Here is a 21729-nt window from a genome sequence, read left to right as displayed (position 1 = left end):
AAGTCATGAACGCGATTCCGGCTCAATCGGTGGCCGTTGTGGACTACGACCGGCGGGCGCGGCTGTACCTGGCCGCGCGCGCCGGGGACCGCAAGGCCCAGCGGACCCTGGTCGAGGAGCTCAATGAGCTGCTGTGGCGATCGGCTCGTCGGGCGGGCCTAGACCGGGACAGCGCCGCCGATGCCGTGCAGACCGCATGGCTTCGGTTGTGGCGCCCCGGAAATGAGCTGGAACAACCGCGTGCTCTGACGAAGTGGCTACTCACCACTGTCAAACGGGAAGCCTGGAGAATGATCGGCGGCGCCCGCCGCGAGATCGCCGCCGATCCGATCGACATCCAGGAGCCGGTCATCGAGGGCATCGAGGACGGACTCGTCCGCGATACCGAGCACGAGGCCGTGCGTCGCGCCTTCCTTGCCCAACCCGAGAAGTGCCGCAAGTTGCTCGCCTATGTGGCGGCGGTGGACCGGCCCGACTACGACGACATCTCGGCGGCATTGGGGATGAAACGTGGCAGCATCGGCCCCACCAGGGGCCGCTGCCTGAACAAGATGAGGGAGACGCTGCTGGCCGATCCCGGCTGGAGCAGAGGTGAGGAGCAGGATGATGACGCGGTCTGAATATGACGGTCAGGGTGAGAGCGGGCCGTTGGACTCCTGTGATCGGCGCATTATGACGGTGATCGACGCGCTGCACAAACGCGACGACCCGATTCCGGAGGACCTGGACGAGCGGGTGCTGTTCGCGCTTGAACTCGAAGCCGAATTGGACGCCAGGGTGGCGAGCATTTCCCAGAACGATCTGGTGTTGGTGCGAGGCGAAGCCGATCTCGCTGTGGGACAAGGTGATCCGGCATCGATCACCTTTGACTGCGAAACCGTGACGGTAATGGTGACCCCGAGGCCTGCGGCTACTGGGGAGGTGCGCCTTGACGGTTGGATCGGTCCCGAGGGCACCTATGAAGTCGAGATTCGCAGTCCCGAGGGCACCAAGCGGGCCTCGTCGGATGAGACGGGCCGGTTTGTCCTGGAGGCACTTCCACACGGGCAAATGTTCCAGTTGGTGATTCGCCCGGATGAAGTGCTGCAACGAGAAGGGCTCCCGGCGGTGGTCGTGACTCCGGCGGTCCGGCTGTAGCATTTGAAGAATGCTTGCCCTCGCTTGGCGTTTGTACTCACGCGGTCAGCGCCTCCAACGCCTCGTGCGGACGACTGAGGCCGCGGAGTGCTACCAGGAGGCGCTGGAGTTGCTGGGATGGGACGAGGGGACTCCTCCCCGTCCTGGAACGTCGGTGGCGCGACTGACCGCGATGGTGCTCAACTTGCGAGCGGCCAATCTCATGTACCTGGGGAATTCCACGGCCGGACTGAAGATGCTCGACCAGTCCGAAGAATTCGTGCACGCGGCGGACCTCGGAGTCCTATTGCACCAACGGGCGTTGATCCTCTGGCAGAACGGGCGGCTGTCGGAAGCGAAACATTGGTTCGAGGTCGCCGAGCCGCACCTGGAGGCGAATGGCCCGGACAATTTCTATGCGGCTCTGTTCTCCAATCGGGCCGGGCTCTGTAGGGACCTGGGCGAACTGCGCAAAGGACTCCAGAGCGCGCAGCGGGCGGTGGAACTGTACGAAGCGATCGGCAATCCCCTTCACAAGGCCAAGACCCGGCATATGGAGGCGCTGCTCTGGATGGATCTGGGTGAGATCACCAGGGCGCTAGGGGCCTTTGACGAGGTCCGGGAATATTACCGCCAGCGCGCCCCAGAACTCGAGGGCTTCATTCACGGTTCCTATGCTGACGCACTGCTGCATGTGGGCATGTACGGGCAGGCGGTCGAGCACTGGGTCGAAGCGATCCGGATCATGCGGCAGTCGGGTAATCAGCGGGAAGCCACGATCTTCGAATTCTGGCGAGCGGTGGCCGGATTCGAGTTCAAGCCGTTCGAAGAGGCGGCGGCTTGGGCGAAGCAGGCGATGGAGTCCCTGTACGAGCAGGGCAATGTGCCGATGGCCGTTCTAGCGCAGCTGTTGATCCTCCAGGGGCAGTTCGACTCCAAGGATGAGGGCATCGACTTTGCGGACAAGGTGGAGCGGTTGGGCGACGCCTTGGAAAATCGCGGATGGACACTGCGGCGCAACCAGGCGAAGTTCCTCGCGGCTCGCGCCCGGATCAGGACCGCGGAACTCGATGGGATCGCGGAGCTGCTGGACCGGGCACCGCAGAACCTGGGATACGAAGCCCTGGCCGAGAACCTGACTCGATATCTGGCCAGAGCCGAACTCGCCGAAGCCGAAGGCGGCGATCCCATGCCGGAGCTCCACGCCGGTCTCGAAATGCTGGACCGGTACCGGACCGAGTTCGGATCGGTGGAGTTCCAGGCAGGGATCTCGGCACTCGGTGTCGAGTTGGCGGACGAGGGGCTCCGCAGGACCACCCAGCACGGCCGTCCCGGCGACATGCTGGAGTGGGCCGAGCGTTCGCGCGCACAGGCGCTGCGGATCCCGCCGGTTAAGTCGAGCGCCGACCCCGATGCCCGCGAGGCGCTGGGCCGCCTTCGTCGAGCGCGGCAACGCGCTCTCGAACTCCAGATGGACGGCGAGGACGCCTCCGAGGACCTGGAACGGGTCCGCGAGCTCGAAGACCAGATCCGGGCGCTCGACCGAATGCAGCCGGGCCCGGGCAAGCAGGCGGAGCGGATCTCCTCGGAGTCGATCCACGAACTCGCCCAGTCGCGGGAGACCGTGGTGGTCAGCCTGTTCGAGTACGGCGGCCACCTGCGAGCCGTGCTCGCCGGGGGCGACCGGCTCCGGCACGTACAGCTCATGCCGCTCGACGCCGCCGCCGAATCAGGACGCCGGCTCGGTGCCGACCTGGACGCGCTCGGGTCCTCGTTCCGGCTCCCCGATCGACTGCGGCAGAGCATCGAGGGCTCCTTGCGGCGCAATGCCGATGCGCTCGCCGAGGGTATCTGGAAGCCGATCGACGAATACGTCGGCGACCGCCAGGTCGCCATCGTGCCGCACAGCAAGATCGCCTGGGTGCCCTGGCCGCTGCTGACGCCGCTGCGCGGGCGCACGGTGACGGTCGCGCCCTCGGCGGAGGCGTGGTGGCGGGCCGTCACGCGGCCCGCCCCGACCGGTCCCGCGCTGATCGCGTCCGGTCCGGCACTGGTCACGGCCGGCCGTGAGATCGACACGATCGCCAAGCTCTACCCGGACGCGCAGCGCATGACCGCCGACGAATCCGATCCCGAGCTGGTGCTCAAGGCCCTCGACGGCGCCTCGGTCGCCCACCTTGCGGCGCATGGACACCACGAACCGGACAACGTCCTGTTCTCCCGGCTCGACTTCAGTCAGGGACCGCTGAACGCGTACGAACTGCTCGGACTCGACCAGCCGCCGGGCCATGTGGTCCTGGCGTCGTGCGACCTGGGCCGCTCGACGGTCGCGGTCGGCAACGAGACGCTCGGCTTCACCGCCGCGCTCCTCCACGCCGGAGCATCGACGGTCGTCTCCAGCCTCGGCCGCGTCCCCGACGACCTGGCCGCGGAAATGATGATCGACTACCACCGCCACTGCGCCAAGGGATCCACCCCGGCCGAAGCCCTGGCGGCGGTGGGAGAGTCCCGCCCCTGGCACCCCTTCGTCACCTTCGGCGCTTAAGGAAGTCATCGCTACCCGACCCGCAGTTCGGCCGCTGCCTCGATCAATCCGGACCGCTCCAATTGAGCGAGTACATCCTCGATCGTCTCTGGAGGGTTGCGGCGTGAGTCCGCGATGCGTTGAAGGCAGGCCCAGACCCGCTTGGCGTCGAGGTCGATGAGGTCGAGCAGGAATTCGTCGGGACTCCATGCCTCGATCCCCCACGGCGCGAGGGCGTCCGAGGGGAAGTCGCCGAGATTGAACGTGACGATCGCGTCGGCGCGGCACGCGATCGCCGCCGCGAGCACGTGCCTGTCATCCACGTCGGGCAGTTTGAGGCCATCGATCAGTGGCTCGAACCCCTCGACTCGGCAATCCCGAATCGCGCCGTTCATGCGGTCGCGGAGAACAGCGAGCTTCGCAGTGGCGATGTCGGGTCGCTGCCGCGAGATCGCCCGCTGCATCTCATCGAGGATTCGCTCGCTCCAGCGGGCCTGTGCGAGATCCGCCTGTGCCAATCGGATCAGCAAGTCGCGCAACGTGTTCGGGTAGAGGACATTCGCGTCGTAGAGGACTCGAAGCGGCACAGTCAGATCCCCAGCTCCTGACCGAGCTCGCCGAGTTCATCGGCGGCGTGGCGGCGTCGTTCGTCGTCGGCCCGTTTGTAGGCCAGTAGGTCGCTCAGTGAGACGCGTCGGTGGCGACCGACCTTGCGGTGGGGGATCGTGCCGTCGTCGAGCAGGCCGACCAGATAGGGGCGCGAGACGCCGATCAGGTCGGCGGCCTGCTGAGTCGTCAATTCCGCCTGCGACGGAATGACCGACACACCGCGGCCCTCGGCGAGCTGCGCGAGGATCTGCGCGAAGAGCGTCACCGCTGGACGCGGCAGCACCAGCGATGGCTCGCCGTGTTCCACGATGACCTCGATAGTCCCCGGCTCGACCGGATGCTTGGCGAGATAGTCCTTGATTCGGCGCAGCGCGCGCTGCGCGACCTCTGCGTCCACGTCCCCAGGCTGCACTGAACTAACCGACCCTATTCCGGTCATCCTGAACACCTCCTATTCGAATTATATGAACTATTCGAAATAATCGCAACCGCACTTGCGCGTTTTATCAGGATATGACCGCTTTCGAAGGGGCGAAAGTCTTCGGTTCAATTAATTTGGGGTTTGCGAACACTTTCGATTCAATCGAGGGCGTGGCCTCGGCCGCCTACGCGCGGCTAGAGGCGGACCCGGAGGCACTGTGCGAACACATTGAAGTCCACATCTCAAACCCTGGCGGTGAGAGTTGAGGAGTTGCGGAAGGCCTCAAGCGGAGTGGACACGGCTGTGAGGGTGGGATTGGTGCGTGATTGGCCCCGTTGGGATAGCTTGGGGCCGTGGGTGCTTGGGAGCGCGATACGGCAGGGGTGCTGGTACTGCCCTCGGGGCTGATGGTCCGCGGGCGCGGCATCGGGCGGCCCTTCCCCGAAGGACCCCTTCCCGAGTTCGGGCTCTACCTCCTCGGCGAGGAACCGCCGGCGGTCGAGTGGGACTCCCGCTGGGTCAGGTGGCCCGACTTCAGGCTGCCGATCGATCGCATCGACGCCCGGGCCGCACTGACCGAGGCCCTGGAGCGGGCCGCGACGCAGCGCGTGGAGGTCGCCTGCCTCGGCGGGCACGGGCGGACCGGGACCGCGCTGGCCTGCCTGGCGGTCCTCGACGGTGTGCCCGGACGTCAGGCCGTTGCCTATGTGCGCGAGCACTATTCGCCGCGCGCCGTCGAGACCCCGTGGCAGCGGCGGTTCGTCGCCCGCTTCCGCTGAGGCTCGTCCGTCCGACCCATCTGGGCGCGAGCACATGTGCGGATGTGGCCTATTGGGGTTATGGTGGGCGTCACTGGAAACGCTTCCCTACCCCTTGAGGACTGCTATGGCTGCTGCCGACGCCCCCGGCGCGGGATTCGGACGAGGCCCGTGCTGAGGTCCCGTCGCTGGCTGCCGGTCATCGGCGTCGTCTTGGCGCTCTTCGTGGTCGGGATCGCCGCCCAGGGGACCGGGGTCCAGTGGGGCCGCGCCGAGGTGAACCTCGAGTTCGAGGGCCAGTCCCCGCCGCCACCGCCACCGCCCGAGTCGGAGTTCGAGCTCCCCTCCGAGACGCCCACCGCGCCGGTCGAACCACGAGGGTCCCTGCCGGGCTGGGTGACCTGGCTGGTGCTCGGCATCATCGTCGGCATCCCACTCACACTCTTCTTGATCTGGTTGGGCCGCAAACTCTCGCAGTGGCTCATCGACGCCCGCCCCACCGACGAGCCGGCGCCCGCCACCGAATACCGGCACCGGGACGTCTCCCTGGTCGAGCAGGCCGTCGCCGCCGGGCTCGCCGAGATCGACCTCGGCGAGGACGTCCGCAGCGCCATCATCGCCTGCTGGGTGCACTTCGAACGCGCCGCGGCGGCCGTCGGCATCGAGAAGGAATCGTCCGACACCCCCGCCGACCTGGTGCGCCACCTGCTGGAACGCCACGAGCTCGACGGCGCCGCGCTGGCCCGGCTGTCCGAGGCCTACCTCAAAGCCCGCTACTCGCCGCACGAAGTCGGCGAGACCGACCGCGAGGCCGCCCGCTCGGCGCTGGTCGAACTGCGGACCCAGCTCGGCGTCGCGGAGGCCCGATGAACCGGCACATGGTCCCCTTCGGGCGACTTGGTCTCTGGTCGATCGTGGGCATCGCCGTCGCCGCGTTCGCATTCTGGGGCGTGGCCCGGGTCTCCGGCGTCACCGTCCCGCTGTGGCAGGTCCTGCTGCTCGCCCTCGCGCTCCTCGCCGTCACCTCCGCCGTCTCCGCGCTCGGGGCCGACACCGAGCCCGGCGCCGATCCCCTCACCCGCACCGTCAACACCCCCAGCTGGCGCCCGTTCATCGAGGTCAACCGCTGGGAAGACCAGCTCATCTTCGCCGAGACCAAACCCGGCCGGTTCGAAGGCAGCACCGCCAAGCGCAATCTCATCGAGCTCGCCGACGAGCGCCTGCGCCTGCGCCGCGGCCTGTCCCTCGCCGCCGACCCGGACCAGTGCCGAGACCTGCTCGGCGAGGACACCTACGCGTTCCTCACCCGACCCGTCGCCGACTGCCCCACCACCTGGCAGCTCGACGCCCACCTGAAACACATCGAGGAGATCTGAATGGCGAACGACGACGCACCCCCGATCAGCCTGGACGAGGTCGCGAGCCACGCCGCCGCCGTGCTCAAGTCCGTCCAGTCGGTCATCGTCGGCAAGGAGGAACCGCTCAAGCTCGTCCTCGCCGGGATCCTCGCCGGCGGCCACATCCTCCTCGAAGACCTTCCCGGCCTTGGCAAGACGCTCACCGCGCGCTGCTTCGCCCAGAGCCTGGGCCTCGACTTCCGCCGCCTCCAGTTCACCCCCGACCTGCTGCCCGCGGACGTCACCGGTTCCTTCCTCTACAACCAGAAGACCGCCGAGTTCGTCTACCGCAAGGGCCCGGTCCACACCAATCTCCTGCTCGCCGACGAGATCAACCGGACCCCGCCCAAGACGCAGTCCGCCCTCCTCGAAGCCATGCAGGAACGCCAGGTCTCCGTCGAAGGCGAGACCTACAAGCTCCCCTCGCCCTTCACCGTCCTGGCCACGTCCAACCCCGTCGAATTCGAGGGCACCTACCAGCTCCCGGAGGCCCAACTCGACCGGTTCCTCCTGCGCGTCTCCTTCGGCTACCCCACTCCGGACGAGGAGTGGGAGGTCCTCCAGCGCCGCATCGGCCGCCGCACCGAGGAGGTCGAACTCGACCCCGTCATAGACGCCGCCACACTGCTGACCATGCAGGCCGCGCTCGAACACGTCACCGTCGAGGACTCCGTCGGCCGCTACATCGTCGCCATCACCAGCGCCTCCCGCAACCACTCGCAACTCCAGGTCGGCGCCTCCCCGCGCGGGTCCCTCGCGCTGCTGCTCACCTCCCGGGCCCTCGCCGTCCTGGACGGCCGCGACTTCGTCACCCCCGACGACGTCAAGGGCGTGGCCGCCGCCGCGCTCTCGCACCGGATCACGCTGCGCCCCGAACTGTGGATGCGCCGCATCGACCCCGCCGCCGTCATCGCCGACATCTGCCGCGGCGTCGAAGCCCCCCAGACCGCCCAGTCTCCGACCTACGGCAGTGAGCCCGCCCCGCAATGAGCCTGGTCTCCAATCCCGCGCTGAACCTGCGCACCGACAATCCGAGGGAGCCCTGGCGCGAGTCCGAGGCCAGACCCGTCGAATGGCGGCGCACCCCCGCCCTCGTCCGCGCCGTCGCGCTCGCGGGGTTCTGCCTACTCATCGCCGTCGCATTCGGACGCGTCGACCTCGTCCTCCTCGGCGTGCCCTTCGCCCTGGGCACCGCCCTGCTCCTGCGCGGCCGCCCCGTTCAGACCCCGAAGGCGAGCCTCGAACTCGCCGAGGACATCTGCGCCGAGGGCGCCACCGCCGAAGCCGCCCTCACCGTCACCAACCCCGAAGACACCCCCATCACCACCCTCGTGACCGCCGCCGCCGATCCCTGGATCGACCTCCACACCGGCAAGGGCGACTTCGCGGAGCGCATCCCGCCCGCCACCGCCCGCCGCATGGCCATCGCCGGAGACGCCAAACGCTGGGGCGGACACACCCTCGGCCCCGTCCACATCCGCTCCCTCGCCTGCGGCGGCCTCATCGAGACCACCCAGGAAATCCTCGAACCCAAGCGCATCTGGGTCCTGCCCGTCCCCGACTGGTTCGAATCCGCCGAAACCCTCCCCTTCGCCGACGGCGTCGCCGGCGTCCACCGCTCCCGCCGCCACGGCGACTCCGGCGAACTCGCCGAGGTCCGCCTCTACCAACCCGGCGACCGGCTCCGCCGCATCGACTGGCGCACCTCCGCGAGAAGCCAGGACCTCTACGTCAACGCCACGCTCTCCGAACGCGATACCGACGTCACCCTGATCCTCGACCTCCAGGTCGAAGCCGGCGAATCCGGCGGCATCGGCGGCACCGCCTCCGCCGCCGACCTCACCGTCCGCGCCGCCGGAGCCGTCGCCGCCCACTACGCGATCCAGGGCGACCGCGTCGGCTGCATCGAGTTCGGCGCCCGCGCCCGCCGCATGAAGCCCGGCACCGGCCGCCGCCACAACCTCTCCCTCCTCCGCTGGCTCGCCGCCGTCGAAATCCCCGCCGACGCCCTCCCGCCCTCGGTCGAGATGCTCCGCCGCCAGCTCCCCGGCAATCGCGGACTCCACGTCGTCTTCACCCCGCTCCTCGGGGAACGCGCCGTCGCACTGGTCGCCTCCCTCGCCCGCGCCGGCCGGCCGGTGCTGTGCGTCGACACCCTCCCCGGCCACGTCGCACCGCCCTCGCGCACCTACTGGACGCCCGCCGCCGAACGGCTGTGGCGCCTGGCCCGCGAGAACACCGTCATGGAACTGCGCGAAATGGGCGTCGCCGTGGAGGCCTGGACCGGGGCAGCCACGCTCGACAACGTCCTCGCCGAACTCAGCAGGAGGCGATACCGGTGAGCGACCGGCAGCGCGGACTCGTCCAGGCCCTCTCCGAAGGCACCCGCGACCGCCTCACCCAGGGACGGCGGGCCGCCGTGACGTGGCGCCGCCGCGCCGCACCCACCACTATCGGGCTGCGCGCCGTCATCGCCCTCGCCTACTTCATCGCCGCCGAACTCGCCGTCCCGCCGGACTGGGCCGCCTCCGGGATCTACATCGTGCCGGCGGCGGTGGCCGCCCTGGCCGCCGCGCTGCGCCCGGCCGGGGTCGCACCGCTCGTGGCCTCGGTGGCGGTCGTCGGTCTCTGGCTGCTGACGACCGGCGCCGTCGACGGCCACGGGGCTTCGATGTGGACGGCCGCGGGCCTGGCGGTGCTGCTGTACGCAGGGCATGTCTCGGCCGCCGTGGCGCAGCGTTTCCGGACGACTACCAAGGTGGACAGTGACATCATCCACACCTGGGCCAGGCACTTGGGAATCGTTACCGCGTCGACAGTGGGCATCACGGCTGTTCTGTCCCTGTTCACCGCCTACTTCGAGGCGATTCCCCCGGCCGTCGCCCTCGCCGCCGGGATCGTGTCGGCGGTCACCGTGATCTACCTCCTTGCGCGTTCGCTACACAACCCCAGCGCAAAGTAGTCAGAATTGAACACGTGAAACGTATAGTCGTGATAGGTGCCGGTCACGTCGGTTTTTACGTTGCCGAACGCTTGAGCAAGAAGCTGAAGAGCGATATCAAGCGCGGTCAAGTTGAACTGATGGTCATCGACCCCAACCAGCACATGACCTACCAGCCGTTCCTGCCCGAGGCGGCTGCCGGGTCCATCTCTCCTCGCCACGGCGTGGTGCCGCTGCGTCAGGCGCTCAAGCACTGCACCATCGTGACAGCGGCGGTCACCGCGATCGACCACGCCGGCCGCAAGCTCACGATCCAGCCGTTCACCGGCCCGGCCCGCGAGCTCGAGTACGACGAGATCATCGTCGCCCCCGGTTCCGTCTCCCGCCCGCTGCCCATCCCGGGCCTGGCGGACGCCGCCATCGGCATCAAGTCGATGGGCGAGGCCATCTGGCTGCGCAACCACGTCCTGCAGCGATTCGACATCGCCGCCACCACCGACGACCCCGTCGTGCGCCGCTCGGCGCTGACGTTCGTCACCGTCGGCGGCGGCTTCGCCGGGGCCGAGACCCTCGGCGAGCTCGAGGACATGACGGCCAACGTCGTCAAGAACTACCCGGAGCTCGACGCCGACGAGATCAAGTGGTACCTCGTCGAATACGCCGACAAGATCATGCCCGAGGTCGGCCCGCAGATGGGCGCCTACGCGGCCCGCCAGCTGACCAAGCGCGGCGTCGACATCCGCCTGGGCACGACCCTCAAGTCCTGCGAGGGCGGCCACGTCGTCCTCACCGACGGCGAGGAGTTCGACTCCGACACCATCATCTGGACCGCCGGCGTCATGCCCAACCCGGTCCTGAAGCAGTCCGACCTGCCGATCGGCCCGCGCGGCCACCTGGAGTGCAACACGCAGCTCCAGGTCGCCACCGGCGTCGAGGCGGCCACCAACCAGGTCGGCGACGTCGTCGAGGGCGCCTGGGGCGCCGGGGACTCCACGCAGGTCCCCGACACCTCCGACTTCCCGATGGCCTACTGCACGCCGAGCGCCCAGCACGCCGTGCGCCAGGCCCGCATCCTGGCCGACAACGTCTACGCGGCGCACGTCGGTAGGGCCCTGCAGAAGTACGAGCACAAGTACATCGGCTCGGTGGCCGGCCTCGGCCTGTACAAGGGCGTCGCCAACACCTACGGCTTCAAGGCCAAGGGTCTGCTCGCCTGGCTGATGCACCGCGGATACCACCTGTCGCGCGTGCCCGGGACCGGTCGGAAGGGCCGCATCCTGACCGACTGGATCGTCGGGTTCTTCACCAAGCGCGAAATGGTGCAACTCGGCGAGATTCAGGCCGGACGCGAGCCCTTCGAGGCCATCGCCGCCGGTACGGACCCGGCGAGAGCGCATAAGCCCACCGACTAGTCGTTACAGTTGGGAGCACTGCGGGTGTCCACCCGTGGTGCTCTCGGCTTTTGTGAGGTGGAAAACTGGTGTCCATGAGAGCACGTGTACTCGTCGTTGACGACGATCCGGCCCTGGCGGAGATGCTTGGCATCATCCTCCGGACCGAAGGCTTCACCCCGACGTTCGTCACCGACGGCGAGAAGGCGCTCGCCGCGTTCAAGGAACACCGCCCCGACATCGTCCTGCTCGACCTCATGCTCCCGGGCATGAGCGGCATAGACGTCGCGAAGGCGATCCGGGGCGAGTCCGGCGTGCCCATCGTCATGCTCACCGCCAAGTCCGACACCGTCGACGTGGTCCTCGGCCTCGAATCCGGCGCCGACGACTACATAGTCAAGCCGTTCAAGCCCAAGGAGCTCGTCGCCCGCATCCGCGCGCGCCTGCGCCGCGGCGACGACGTCACGCCCGAGCGCCTGGAGATCGGCAAGCCCGGCCTCCAGGTCCAGATCGACGTGCCCGCCCACCAGGTCACCCTCAACGGCGCCGAGGTCAAGTTGACGCCGCTCGAATTCGACCTCCTGGTCGCGCTCGCCCGCAAGCCCCGCCAGGTCTTCACCCGGCAGGTCCTGCTCGAACAGGTCTGGGGCTACCGGCACTCGGCCGACACCCGCCTGGTGAACGTCCACGTGCAGCGCCTGCGCGCCAAGATCGAGCCCGATCCCGAACGCCCGCAACTCATCCAGACCGTGCGCGGGGTCGGGTACAAAGCCGGATTGGGATAGTGGAAGGTCCGCTCGGCCCCTCCAAGAAGACTGCGAGCCGGAAACCGGGGTGGCTGCGCCGCCTCGGCCGGAGCCTGGCGGGCGTCGCGGGCCGCGCCGCCACACCGCTGGTGAACCGCTTCCGCTCCTCGCTCCAGCTGCGTGTGGTCGCCTCCACCCTGATCGCCTCGACGGTCCTGGTCCTCACCTTCAGCTTCGTCGTGGCCGGATCGGTCACCTCGGGGCTGCTCAAGGACCGCCAGGACACCGCCAGGGACGAGACCGTCAACGCCGTCGAGCAGGCCGCTGAGCAGCTCGGCCCCTATCTGTCCTCGACTGACGACGTCCTCGGCACCACCATGCAGCGGGTCGTCAACGAGCTGGCCGAGGACCCGGTCTACACCCCGTACATCCTGCTCCGGACCGCCGACGGCGAGGTCTCGAAGTCCCACCCCGCCTCCGACGTCTCCGTCCCCTCCGAGGCCCTGCACGAGCAGGTCGCCGCCGGGAACATCGCCAGCCAGTACGGCACCTTCTCCTTCGACGGCGAACCGGTGCCGTACCTCGTCGTCGGCTCCCCGATCAAGCTGGGCATCGACTACGAGCTGTACGCGTTCTACCCGCTCTCGTCGCAGTCCGAGGCGATCAACCTGCTGCGCACCAACCTCGCGCTCGCCGGCGTCGCCCTGGTCCTGCTGCTGGGGATCATCGCCGCGCTCGTGACGCGCCTGGTCGTCACGCCGGTCCGCGAGGCGGCCCGCACCTCGCAGCGGCTCGCCGCCGGGCTCCTGCACGAGCGCATGGAGGTCCGCGGCTCCGACGACCTCGCCCGGCTCGCCGGCTCGTTCAACCTCATGGCCGAGAACCTCCAGAGCCAGATCCGGCGCCTCGAAGAGATGTCGATGATGCAGCGCCGCTTCACCTCCGACGTCTCGCACGAGCTGCGCACCCCGCTCGCGACGATCCGCATGGCCGCCGACCTGCTCTACGACTACCGCGACGACTTCGACGAGGTCACCAAGCGCTCGACCGAGCTGCTCCAGCACGAGATCAACCGCTTCGAGGACCTGCTCCAGGAGCTGCTGGAGATCTCCCGGTTCGACTCCGGTTTCGCTTCCCTGGAGACCGAGGCCGTCGACGTGGGCCGGATCGTCGAGGACGTGGTGGAGGCCCAGTCCGCGCTCGCCGAGGAGTGCGGCGTTCCCGTCACCGTCCACAAGCCCGTGCGGCGCGTCATCGCCGAGGTCGACACCCGCCGCGTCCACCGCATCCTGCGCAACCTCGTCTCCAACGCCATCGAGCACGCCGAGGGCGGCCCCGTCGAACTCACCGTCGCCGAATCCGAGACGGCGGTCGCCGTCGCCGTGCGCGACCACGGCGTCGGGCTGAGAACCGGGCAGGCCGACCGGGTCTTCGACCGGTTCTGGCGCGCCGATCCCTCCCGGGCCCGCATGACCGGCGGCACCGGGCTGGGCCTGGCCATCAGTCTTGAAGACGCCAAGCTCCACTCGGGAACCCTGCGGGTGATCGGCGAGAGGGGCAAGGGCACGCTCTTCATCCTCACGCTGCCCCTGCAGGCCGGAAACCGGGTCATCACCTCGCCGCTCCAGCTGCGGCTCGATGAGGCCAGCGACGACAGCCAGGGAGCCTCCCATGCGGATTAGAGATCTCACCGTGCTGGCCGCGGTCGGTGCCGTCGCCATGTCGATGGCCTCTTGCGGGATTCCGGAGTCCTCGGACCCGCAGGTCATCGAGGAGGCCCCGACCGATTTCGACGAGTCGTCCTCCAACCCGGTCGAGGAGTTCCTGCCCTCGGTCGACGCCCGGACCACCGTCCAGAACTACTTCAAGGCCGCCGCCGGCGACCCGAACGGGCGCGACCAGCGGCTCCAGGTGTTCACCGAGGACGACATCGAGTTCTCCGACCCGGCCGAGGGCATCAGGCTGCTCGCGGACGTCAGGTACGAGCTGGCCGAGGGCGAGGACATCTCCTCCGAGACCGTCACCGTCACCGGCTCGATCATCGGCACCTACCTCCCCGACGGCCAGGTCCGCATGAGTTCGACGCCGCAGGAGTACGAGGAGGAGTTCGACCTCCAGCGCGAGGGACTCCAGGACGCCTGGACCTTCGCCGAGCTGCCCGCCCAGGTGGCGCTCACCTACGAGCAGTTCACGAACGTCTACGAGCAGGCGCCGCTGTACTTCCAGGCAGCCGGCGAGTCCGGGCTGCTAGTGCCCGACCTGCGGTGGATCTTCGACCAGCTCGACGCCGACACCGCGCGCGGCATCCGTCTCGGCTGGCTGGTCCAGGGGCCCTCCGAGTGGGTCGAGCAGTCCGCCCGCAGCGCGATCCCCTCGGGCACCACCGTGAAGAACTCGGATGAGGACGGCGTCGTCCACATCGATCTGGACCTCGGCGACGTCGCCGACACCGGTGCGGTCGACGTGGATTCCGTCGCGGCCCAGGTCGCCTGGAGCCTCGGCCTCGAGGGCGACTTCGTGCTCACCATCGACGGCGGCGAGGTCGCGGACGGCGACCTGGACGACTACCGCGACTGGAACGCCATTCCCGAGAACCTCGAAGAGCTCGGCTACTTCGTCTCGGACGACACCGTCTGGCAGGTCGAGAACGACGTCACCACCGACTCCTCGGCCGACCACCCGTGGGTGGGCTTCACCGCGGACGGGCTCGAGCAGGTCGCGGTCGCCGACAACGACCAGATCGCGGCGATCGTCGCGGGCTCCATGGAGCCGATCCTGCAGGTCGGTTCCGGCACCGATTCGATGACGACCGTCCCCGGTATCAGCGGCGACCTGCACGACCCGCAGTGGCTGGCCGATGGGACCGTCGTGCTGGTGGACGACGGCACGCTGATCGCCGTCGATCCCGAATCCGGTGCGACCCAGGTGCTCGCGGGCGATGAGATCACGGCCCTGGCCGTCGCGGCCGACGGGCGGCGCCTGGCCTACGTCGAGGATGGGAGCGCCGCGGTGGCGCCGCTCAATCTGGACGCGGACGGCAACCTCCTGCTCGGTGACGATCGCCCGATCGGGCTGTCCATCGGCGATGTCACCGACGTGGCGTGGAGCTCGGAGGACTACCTGTGGGTGGCCGGCCGCGACGACGGCAGCGATGAGCAGCTGTTCCGCGTGGCGATCGACAATTCGCGGGTCGAGGCCCAGGCGGGCGCCTCGGGATTCCCGTCGATCACCGCGATCGCGGCCAACCCGGCCGACCCGGCCGAGCCGAACCAGAACCGCGGCGAACCGGTCATCGTCTCGATCGGCTCGAACCTGTACCGGGTCCACTCCGAGTCGCTCCAACCGCTGGACGGCGGGAGTGGCGACCCGATCAACGGCAGCGCCCCGTTCACGGTGCTCCAATAGCCGCGAAGAACGGCCCGGAGCTTTCGCTCCGGGCCGGGCAAGTAATTTGAACGCGGACTACGAATCGACCGTGAAGCCAACCTTGCGCGGCGACTGGGCGGCGAGCTCGACGTAGGCGATCTTCTCGACCGAGATCATCACCAGGCGGCCCTTTTCGTCCTCAAGCTTCAGGACCCCGCCGGAGGCAACGGCCTGCTCGACGGTCTCGGCCAGGTCCTTCGACGACAGCTTGCTCTCCAGCACCAGTTCGCGTGGGGCGTACTGAACACCGATCTTGACCTCCACGGGCCCTCCTCAATCGAAACGGTAATAACGTCTTCAGATGGTTTCCCGAACGAACCCAGGCTGTCTACGGCCCGGAGGATTTCGGGGCGATTGCTCGCTCGCGGTCCCGCGCAGCGGGACTGCGAGCCTAGCACCAGGTCGGGCCTTGCCTTTCCCTTGGTGTTGTCGCTCACGCCGGGAAGGTATGGGTGTGTGGTGTTCGGGAAGTGTCGTACCGGTGGACTAATATCGCTGGTGTGAAGCAGGTCGTGGTGGTGAAACTGATTCCGGACGCGGGCGTGCGTGCGGTACTGGTGGAGACGCTGCGGGTGTGCAATGCCGAGGCGAACCGGATTGCGCAGCTTGCGTTCGACCACCGCGATGCGGAGACCGGGCAAGTGGAGCGCGAGTACGCGCTGCGGGGTCGGGCCTATGCCGAGGCGAAGGCCACCGGAATCGGCTCTCAACTGGCCCAACACGCGATCAAGAAGACCCGCGACGCTTACACGGCCCTGTACGCGCAGATCAAAGCCGGGATGCTGCGCGGGAAGCGCGAGGCGAAGGCCTTGTCGAACCCGGTCGCGTTCAAACCCGGTGCAGCGCAGCCATTCGACGACCGGTGCCTGTCGTGGGACTTCTATGCCCGGACGGTATCGATCCGGTCTATCGCCGGGCGCCTCCGAGGTATCGGCTTCGCATGCTCCAAACGCGACCTTGCGGTGCTGCGAGCGTACCGACAGGGCGAGTCGGACCTGTACGAACGCGACGGCGAGTTGTACCTCGCGGCGACGGTCGATATCCCCGAAGCCGAACAGCGCGAACCCGTGGATTTCATCGGTGTCGATCGAGGGATCGTCAACCTCGCCACCACGTCCGACGAGGTGAACTTTCAAGGCCGGGGTCTGGAGCGGTACCGGCGTCACATGGCGCGGGTGCGGGCCGAGTTGCAGGCCAAGGCCACGAAGGCGGCGAAGAAGAAGCTGAAGCAGCAGGCGAGGAAAGAAGCACGCCATGCTGCGCATGTGAATCACAAGATAGCGAAAGAGATCGTGTCGGCGGCCGAACGCACCGACCGCGGGATCGCCCTGGAAGACCTTGAGGGCATCCGCGAGCGGGTACGGCTCACCCGGTCCCAGCGCGGCAGGATCTCGAACTGGCCGTTCTACCAGTTGGCGCAGTACATCGCCTACAAGGCGAAGCGGGCCGGGGTCCCGGTCGTCGTCGTGGACGCCCGGCATACGAGCCAGAAGTGCCCGCTGTGTCATCACACGGAACGGGCCAACCGAAGAAACCGAGATGATTTTGAATGTCGTGGGTGCGGTCTCGCTGGACCGGCCGATGTCATAGCCTCCGTCAACGTGCGTGCACGTGGGCGGATGGCTTGGGTTGTTAGTCAAGGGTCCGGAGGGTCCGCCTAGCGCGGACTCGATCTACCCGACCACGTCGCAGCCAGCGACGGCGGACGAGGTACAAGCCTCCGACTTCCAGTCAGAGGTGACTTGATTCGATGCAAGATTACTCGGCGAGACCGCGACCGGACGCGACCGCGCGTGCGCCAATAGCGAACACGGCCCCCGGGCCGCCCGCCGAACGGCACGTCCGCCTATTTCCCTTCCAGGGACCTTTCCGATTCTTCCCCCTCAATGGGAAAGTGCGAGATGCCGCGCCAGGCCAGAGCGCTCATGAGCTGCACGGCGTCCTCCTTCGGCACCACCCGGCCCGAGGCGATCCACTTGCGGGCGGCGACCTCGGCGGCCCCCACCAGGCCGGTGGCGAGCAGTTCGGCACGGGCCTTCTCGACCTGCGTGTCGGCCATGATGGTGTCGGACAGCGCCGCCACGCACTCGGCCTCCATGCGCAGCACGCGGGCGGAGACCTCGGGGTCGTTGCGCTGGTCGGACTCGAACACGAGCCGGAAGGCCTCGCCTTGGGCGTCAACGAAGTCGAAGTAGGCCCGCATGGCCTCGTTGACGCGCTCCTTATTGTCCTCGGCATTGTCGATGGCCTCGCGGATGCGCGTGACGAGCTCGTTGGCGCGGCCGTCGAGCAGCGCCAGATACAGCTCGAGCTTCGAGGTGAAGTGCTGGTAGAGCACGGGCTTGGAGACGCCGGCGCGCTCGGCGATGTCGTCCATCGAGGTGGCGTGGTAACCGCGCGAGACGAACACGTCCTGGGCGGCCTGGAGCAGCTGGGCCCGGCGTTCGCTCCTGGGCAGTCGGATCCTGCCTTCTCCAGCGCTGTTCACCCCGGCACCTCTCCTCGTGTCGTTCATCCGTCAGTCGTCAGATCTTGCCATCTGGACGCCGCCTGCGGAAGTGTTGAATCCAGTGTCCCAGCGTACGGCCTCACCAAATGCGGGTTCCTGCGCGTAGGCGAGCCACGGTACCTTCAAGACGGGAAGATGAAGGAGTTATCTGTGGTGTATGACCAGAACCGACCGGAAGAGCCGCAGCGTCCCTCAGGGGACGAGGGGCCCGCTCGCCGCCGGATAGGGCGGTCCTGGGGCCCGGCGGAGGAGACCGCCGGCGAGGCCGAATCCGAGGCGGGTGAGCAGGCGCAGCGGCAGCAGCCGGAGCCGTACCGGTTCGATCCGGACCGGGGCCGGCGCCACCGCTACAGCGAGGAACCGACCGGGCAGATGCCGGGAATCCCGGTGGAGATCACCGAGACCGGTCCCATGGTCCCGGCGACGCGGCGCCCCTCGCCGGGCGAGCAGTTCGAACCGATCCCGCAGGCCCCGCAGCTTCCGCAAGGGCCGCAGGCGGAGTCGCCGTTCGCGCCCCCGACGCCCAACGTGCAGCCCGGTTTGCAGCCCGGCGTGAACCAGGGAACCGGCGCGCCTTCCAATCCGAGCCCGTCGTCGAACGGGCAGCGTCCGAACGCGAACGCGAACGAGTCGCCGAGCTCGCCGCAGCCGAATCCGGAGTTCGCGCCGCCGCCGATGCCGAGCGCGCCTCCTCCCATGCCCAGCGCCCCGCAAATGCCCAGTGCGCCGCCGAGCGCACCGCAGGATTTCAGCGCACCCCGCACGAACCAACTCCCCAGTGCGCCGCCGAGCGCGCCCCAGGACTTCAGCGCCCCGCGAATCGCGAATCCCGAACCGAACATCACCCCCGTGCACCCGTTCCAGCAGCGGCAGTTCGGGCCTGGCGGCCCGACCCAGACACCTGGTGGAGCGCCAGGCGCGAACCAGGCACCTGGTGGGCAGCCAGGTTCACACCAGGCACCTGGCGGGCCGCCGCCCGAGCCGAGCGCGCCCCGGCCCGAGCCGAACGCTCCTCAGAACGCGCCGCAGCCGATGCCGAGTGCCCCTCAGGCGGCGCCGAGCGCCCCGCAGACGGTCAATCCCGTTCCCAGTGCCCCCCAGGCGGTCAATCCGGCTCCGAGCGCCCCTGCGACGCCCGCCGGGCCGGCCGCGTCGCCGAAGACCCCGGTCGAGCAGACCGAGCAGTACCCGCTCGCGCAGCAGCCGCAGCAGGTGACCGAGGTCCACCCCCAGGAGGTGCCGAGTCCGCCGGTGACCGAGCAGATGCCGCCGCGCACGCCCCCGACGTCGCGTCAGCCGCTGCCCGAACCGACCCCGCCGGTGTCCTCGGAGGACGACCAGCTCGACCCCGACGCCGAGCGGCTGCTCGAAGCGGTCCGCAGCGTGCCGGGAGTGCGCGACGCCTACTACGCGACCGGCCCCGACGGTTCGCCGAACCTGCGGCTCATGCTGGAGGACGGGGTCGATCGCGACGAGGTCCACGGGGCCGTCTCCGCCGTCGTCTCCGAGCAGCGCGCCTCCGAGCCGGGCCCGCAGTCCACCGACGACTCCGGCGAACAGGCCCAGGCCGACCTGGCCCAGCCCGCCACCGACGCCGAGTTCCAGGCGGTCGGCGAGGTGGAGCTGCGCCACGTCGAGATCGACTCGACCGGGATCGACGCGGAGGTCAGCGTGACCCTGGCAGTGGGGGAGGAGGCCTCGACCGGCACCGCCGCCGCGCCGCCGATCGACTGGCACGTGCACCGCGCCGCCGCATCGGCCACAGTGGAGGCACTGCGTCCGTTCCTCGCCGCGGGCGACGCCCGCATCGAAGTCGAGCACGCCTCGATCGTCTCCACTGGACCGGTCAAGACCGCCGTGGTCGTCGTCCTGTGGCTCGACGGCCGCACGCCGCGCCGCCTGGCCGGCGCCGCCGTGGTCGCCGCCGAACGCTCCAAGGCGGTGGTTTCCGCGACCGTGGGCGCACTCGCTGCCGAAATGGCACACTGACTCCCATGAAACGGGCACATCTGGCAGATGAGACCGCGATCCGCATCCCCACCCGACCGCATCCGCCATGGCCCGGCATCGAACACCGCCTGAGCCGACGCCGCCTCTTCATCCGCCACACCCCGTCCACCGACCCCGCCGCCGAACCGGCGGTGTTCGTCCACGGACTCGGCGGCTCGGCTCAGAATTGGACGGACCTGGCCGACATGCTCTCGGACCGGCTCACCGTCGACGCGATCGACCTACCCGGCTTCGGCCACTCCGCCCCCGCCCCGCGCGTGACCATCCCGGCCCTGGCCCAGGACATCGCCGCCTGGATCATCGAATCCGGACGCGGCCCGGTCCACCTGGCCGGCCATTCGCTGGGCGGGGCGGTCTCGGTCTACCTCGCCGCCACCCGCCCCCGCCTCGTCCGCAGCCTCACCCTCATCTCGCCGGCCATGCCCTTCGTCAACCCGCGCCGCTCCCACCAGTCGAGATTCGTGCCCATGCTGGCCGTCCCCAAACTCGCCCTCATCGCCGACCGGGCCATGCGCGGGCGCACCCCGCAGCAGGTCGTCGACGACATCATCCTCGGCACCTGGGCCGACCCGACCCGCATTCACCCGCAGCGGCGACGCGAAGCCATCGCCGAGGCCCGGCGCCGACTCGCCGTCCCCTGGAACAACAGCGCCTACATCCAGACCTACCGGGGCCTGCTCGCCTCCTTCCTCCAGTCCTTCGTGCCCGGCACCCACTCGCTGTGGCGCCTCGCCCGGCAGATCCAGGCGCCGACCCTCGTCATCTGGGGCAAACAGGACCACGTCATCGACGTCAGGAGGGCCCCGCTCACCGGCGCCGCCATTCCCGACTCGCGGCTGCTCATCCTCAACCGCGTCGGACACGTGGCCATGATGGAGGAACCGCAGGCAGTCGCCAGGGCCGTCGCCGGACTGCTGGACGAGGTTCACGAATCGGACGGGCCTGGGCCCATTAAGGCCGCCGCTGACCTACACTCGCCGGTGTGACAGAAGGACGGCTCGAACGCAATCGGAGGCTCCGCCAGCGGCGGCGCCTGGTATTCGCAGCGGTCCTCGTCCTCATGGCCGGCATGGGAATCTACTTCGCCGTCGACTCCACGGGAGAGGCCAACCCGCAGACGCTGGAGACCCCCCTGCCGAGCAGCGTCACCGCCCCCGCCCCCGCTGACGACCCCATCGAGCCGGACCTCGCAAGTCCCCAGGTAGACGCCGACGCCGACGCAGGCGCCACCACCGTCCCGCTCTACTTCTCCGGAACCGGCACCTGGACCTACGCCGACGGCCGCCCCGGCGAGATCGCCGGCACCTCCGGCACCCTCCTGCGCTACAACATCGCAGTCGAGAACGGCCTCCAACTCGACGTCGAAGAGGTCGCCACCACCGTCGCCGCCACCCTCGCCGACGACCGCTCCTGGACCTCGGGCGGTGCCTGGCGCTTCGAACAGGTCTCCCAAGGCAGCGCCGACTTCACCGTCTACCTCGCCAGTCCCGATCAGCGCGCGCAGCTGTGCGGATCGACCAACACCACCGTCTCCTGCCGCAACGGCGACAAGGTCGTCATCAACTCCGCCCGCTGGATCACCGGCGTCGACCACTGGGACGGCACCATCGAGACCTACCGCGAATACGCCATCAACCACGAAGTCGGCCACCGCCTCGGCCACAGCCACGAAATCTGCCCCGCCGCCGGCGAACCCTCCCCGCTCATGGCCCAGCAGACCTTCCAACTCGCCGGCTGCACCGGCAACGCCTGGCCCTATCCCGACGGCAAGACCTACGTCTCCGGCCCCGCTGGCGAATACGGCGGCCCCGACCTGCCGCCCGACGACTACGCCGACGAATGACCCCGCGGTAAGCCGCGGAGCGACGCGCCTCCGGTATG

General features: G+C 68.8%; 22 protein-coding genes. 17 read left to right on the top strand and 5 right to left on the bottom strand.

Annotated elements, in window-relative coordinates; genetic code table 11:
- Positions 1 to 5 precede the first annotated feature (5 nt).
- Genes FAB82_RS02870 through FAB82_RS02860 form a run of 3 tightly spaced genes read left to right on the top strand, consistent with a single transcriptional unit; the run spans position 6 to position 3661 of the window.
- A complete protein-coding gene (locus FAB82_RS02870) occupies positions 6 to 620 on the top strand; it encodes an RNA polymerase sigma factor (protein WP_136533028.1) in 615 nt (204 codons plus the stop codon).
- Positions 607 to 1137, top strand: a complete 531-nt coding sequence (locus tag FAB82_RS02865; protein WP_136533027.1) for a carboxypeptidase regulatory-like domain-containing protein — start codon at positions 607 to 609, stop codon at positions 1135 to 1137. The genes FAB82_RS02870 and FAB82_RS02865 overlap by 14 nt, the downstream gene beginning before the upstream one ends.
- Before the next feature lie 10 nt (positions 1138 to 1147).
- Positions 1148 to 3661 (top strand): CHAT domain-containing protein, encoded by a 2514-nt coding sequence (locus FAB82_RS02860; protein ID WP_136533026.1) that lies wholly within the window; start codon positions 1148 to 1150, stop codon positions 3659 to 3661.
- Between the two features lie 11 nt (positions 3662 to 3672).
- On the opposite strand, the gene FAB82_RS02855 is transcribed toward FAB82_RS02860, so the two are convergent.
- Both FAB82_RS02855 and FAB82_RS02850 read right to left on the bottom strand, forming a co-directional pair.
- Entirely contained in the window at positions 3673 to 4227 is a 555-nt protein-coding gene (locus FAB82_RS02855) for a PIN domain-containing protein (protein WP_136533025.1), read from the bottom strand.
- A 2-nt stretch (positions 4228 to 4229) separates the two neighbouring features.
- Positions 4230 to 4646 (bottom strand): excisionase family DNA-binding protein, encoded by a 417-nt coding sequence (locus FAB82_RS02850; protein ID WP_211116337.1) that lies wholly within the window; start codon positions 4644 to 4646, stop codon positions 4230 to 4232.
- Positions 4647 to 5077: 431 nt separating this feature from the next.
- Between FAB82_RS02850 and FAB82_RS02845 the strand changes: the two genes are divergently transcribed.
- From FAB82_RS02845 to FAB82_RS02800, 10 genes are all read left to right on the top strand, one after another.
- Positions 5078 to 5449, top strand: coding sequence for a protein-tyrosine phosphatase family protein (locus FAB82_RS02845; protein ID WP_136533071.1), 372 nt, complete (start codon positions 5078 to 5080; stop codon positions 5447 to 5449).
- Positions 5450 to 5599: 150 nt separating this feature from the next.
- The gene (locus FAB82_RS02840; RefSeq protein ID WP_168801389.1) at positions 5600 to 6298 is read left to right on the top strand and encodes a DUF4129 domain-containing protein; all 699 of its coding nucleotides are present in this window, start codon (positions 5600 to 5602) and stop codon (positions 6296 to 6298) included.
- Positions 6295 to 6804 (top strand): hypothetical protein, encoded by a 510-nt coding sequence (locus tag FAB82_RS02835; protein ID WP_136533022.1) that lies wholly within the window; start codon positions 6295 to 6297, stop codon positions 6802 to 6804. Before FAB82_RS02840 ends, FAB82_RS02835 begins: the two co-directional genes overlap by 4 nt.
- Positions 6805 to 7815 carry an AAA family ATPase gene (locus tag FAB82_RS02830; protein WP_136533021.1) on the top strand — a complete coding sequence of 337 codons (1011 nt, stop codon included), beginning with the start codon at positions 6805 to 6807 and terminating at the stop codon, positions 7813 to 7815.
- The gene (locus FAB82_RS02825; protein WP_136533020.1) at positions 7812 to 9167 is read left to right on the top strand and encodes a DUF58 domain-containing protein; all 1356 of its coding nucleotides are present in this window, start codon (positions 7812 to 7814) and stop codon (positions 9165 to 9167) included. Before FAB82_RS02830 ends, FAB82_RS02825 begins: the two co-directional genes overlap by 4 nt.
- Positions 9164 to 9787, top strand: coding sequence for a hypothetical protein (locus FAB82_RS02820; RefSeq protein WP_136533019.1), 624 nt, complete (start codon positions 9164 to 9166; stop codon positions 9785 to 9787). Before FAB82_RS02825 ends, FAB82_RS02820 begins: the two co-directional genes overlap by 4 nt.
- Positions 9788 to 9858: 71 nt before the next feature.
- A complete protein-coding gene (locus FAB82_RS02815; RefSeq protein WP_246039422.1) occupies positions 9859 to 11178 on the top strand; it encodes an NAD(P)/FAD-dependent oxidoreductase in 1320 nt (439 codons plus the stop codon).
- A gap of 74 nt (positions 11179 to 11252) precedes the next feature.
- Complete coding sequence (gene mtrA / locus FAB82_RS02810) at positions 11253 to 11942, top strand: MtrAB system response regulator MtrA (RefSeq protein WP_026924637.1); 690 nt, start codon at positions 11253 to 11255, stop codon at positions 11940 to 11942.
- Complete coding sequence (gene mtrB, locus FAB82_RS02805; protein WP_136533017.1) at positions 11942 to 13585, top strand: MtrAB system histidine kinase MtrB; 1644 nt, start codon at positions 11942 to 11944, stop codon at positions 13583 to 13585. The genes mtrA and mtrB overlap by 1 nt, the downstream gene beginning before the upstream one ends.
- Complete coding sequence (locus tag FAB82_RS02800; protein WP_136533016.1) at positions 13575 to 15308, top strand: LpqB family beta-propeller domain-containing protein; 1734 nt, start codon at positions 13575 to 13577, stop codon at positions 15306 to 15308. The genes mtrB and FAB82_RS02800 overlap by 11 nt, the downstream gene beginning before the upstream one ends.
- A gap of 57 nt (positions 15309 to 15365) precedes the next feature.
- On the opposite strand, the gene FAB82_RS02795 is transcribed toward FAB82_RS02800, so the two are convergent.
- A complete protein-coding gene (locus FAB82_RS02795) occupies positions 15366 to 15593 on the bottom strand; it encodes a DUF3107 domain-containing protein (RefSeq protein ID WP_136533015.1) in 228 nt (75 codons plus the stop codon).
- 236 nt (positions 15594 to 15829) lie between these two features.
- Between FAB82_RS02795 and FAB82_RS02790 the strand changes: the two genes are divergently transcribed.
- Positions 15830 to 16990 carry an RNA-guided endonuclease InsQ/TnpB family protein gene (locus FAB82_RS02790; protein WP_211116336.1) on the top strand — a complete coding sequence of 387 codons (1161 nt, stop codon included), beginning with the start codon at positions 15830 to 15832 and terminating at the stop codon, positions 16988 to 16990.
- Positions 16991 to 17175: 185 nt separating this feature from the next.
- Here the strand turns inward: FAB82_RS02790 and FAB82_RS02785 are convergent, their stop codons facing one another.
- The gene (locus FAB82_RS02785) at positions 17176 to 17844 is read right to left on the bottom strand and encodes a TetR/AcrR family transcriptional regulator (protein ID WP_136533014.1); all 669 of its coding nucleotides are present in this window, start codon (positions 17842 to 17844) and stop codon (positions 17176 to 17178) included.
- A 341-nt stretch (positions 17845 to 18185) separates the two neighbouring features.
- Positions 18186 to 18683: a hypothetical protein gene (locus FAB82_RS02780; RefSeq protein WP_136533013.1), complete on the bottom strand. Its 498-nt coding sequence runs from the start codon at positions 18681 to 18683 to the stop codon at positions 18186 to 18188.
- A 187-nt stretch (positions 18684 to 18870) separates the two neighbouring features.
- Here FAB82_RS02780 and FAB82_RS02775 point away from each other — a divergent pair, with 187 nt between their 5' ends.
- Genes FAB82_RS02775 through FAB82_RS02765 form a run of 3 tightly spaced genes read left to right on the top strand, consistent with a single transcriptional unit; the run spans position 18871 to position 21691 of the window.
- The gene (locus tag FAB82_RS02775; RefSeq protein ID WP_136533012.1) at positions 18871 to 19827 is read left to right on the top strand and encodes a hypothetical protein; all 957 of its coding nucleotides are present in this window, start codon (positions 18871 to 18873) and stop codon (positions 19825 to 19827) included.
- A gap of 5 nt (positions 19828 to 19832) precedes the next feature.
- The gene (locus tag FAB82_RS02770) at positions 19833 to 20834 is read left to right on the top strand and encodes an alpha/beta fold hydrolase (protein WP_136533011.1); all 1002 of its coding nucleotides are present in this window, start codon (positions 19833 to 19835) and stop codon (positions 20832 to 20834) included.
- The gene (locus FAB82_RS02765; protein ID WP_136533010.1) at positions 20831 to 21691 is read left to right on the top strand and encodes a DUF3152 domain-containing protein; all 861 of its coding nucleotides are present in this window, start codon (positions 20831 to 20833) and stop codon (positions 21689 to 21691) included. Before FAB82_RS02770 ends, FAB82_RS02765 begins: the two co-directional genes overlap by 4 nt.
- The last annotated feature ends 38 nt before the right edge of the window (positions 21692 to 21729 follow it).

The organism is Glycomyces buryatensis (assembly GCF_004912275.1).
Classification (GTDB): Bacteria; Actinomycetota; Actinomycetes; order Mycobacteriales; family Micromonosporaceae; genus Glycomyces; species Glycomyces buryatensis.
The sequence above is the reverse complement of the archived record's forward strand: the minus strand, read 5'-3'. Positions and strand labels throughout refer to the sequence as shown.

Excerpts from the sequence above, each read along its gene's own strand:
- FAB82_RS02770 (WP_136533011.1), top strand. The coding sequence starts at position 19,833 with ATGAAACGGGCACATCTGGCAGATGAGACCGCGATCCGCATCCCCACC.
- FAB82_RS02785 (WP_136533014.1), bottom strand. The coding sequence starts at position 17,844 with ATGAACGACACGAGGAGAGGTGCCGGGGTGAACAGCGCTGGAGAAGGC.
- FAB82_RS02830 (WP_136533021.1), top strand. The coding sequence starts at position 6,805 with ATGGCGAACGACGACGCACCCCCGATCAGCCTGGACGAGGTCGCGAGC.
- mtrA (WP_026924637.1), top strand. The coding sequence starts at position 11,253 with ATGAGAGCACGTGTACTCGTCGTTGACGACGATCCGGCCCTGGCGGAG.
- FAB82_RS02825 (WP_136533020.1), top strand. The coding sequence starts at position 7,812 with ATGAGCCTGGTCTCCAATCCCGCGCTGAACCTGCGCACCGACAATCCG.
- FAB82_RS02860 (WP_136533026.1), top strand. The coding sequence starts at position 1,148 with ATGCTTGCCCTCGCTTGGCGTTTGTACTCACGCGGTCAGCGCCTCCAA.
- FAB82_RS02775 (WP_136533012.1), top strand. The coding sequence starts at position 18,871 with ATGCCGAGTGCCCCTCAGGCGGCGCCGAGCGCCCCGCAGACGGTCAAT.
- FAB82_RS02845 (WP_136533071.1), top strand. The coding sequence starts at position 5,078 with ATGGTCCGCGGGCGCGGCATCGGGCGGCCCTTCCCCGAAGGACCCCTT.
- FAB82_RS02800 (WP_136533016.1), top strand. The coding sequence starts at position 13,575 with ATGCGGATTAGAGATCTCACCGTGCTGGCCGCGGTCGGTGCCGTCGCC.
- FAB82_RS02865 (WP_136533027.1), top strand. The coding sequence starts at position 607 with ATGACGCGGTCTGAATATGACGGTCAGGGTGAGAGCGGGCCGTTGGAC.
- FAB82_RS02870 (WP_136533028.1), top strand. The coding sequence starts at position 6 with ATGAACGCGATTCCGGCTCAATCGGTGGCCGTTGTGGACTACGACCGG.
- FAB82_RS02835 (WP_136533022.1), top strand. The coding sequence starts at position 6,295 with ATGAACCGGCACATGGTCCCCTTCGGGCGACTTGGTCTCTGGTCGATC.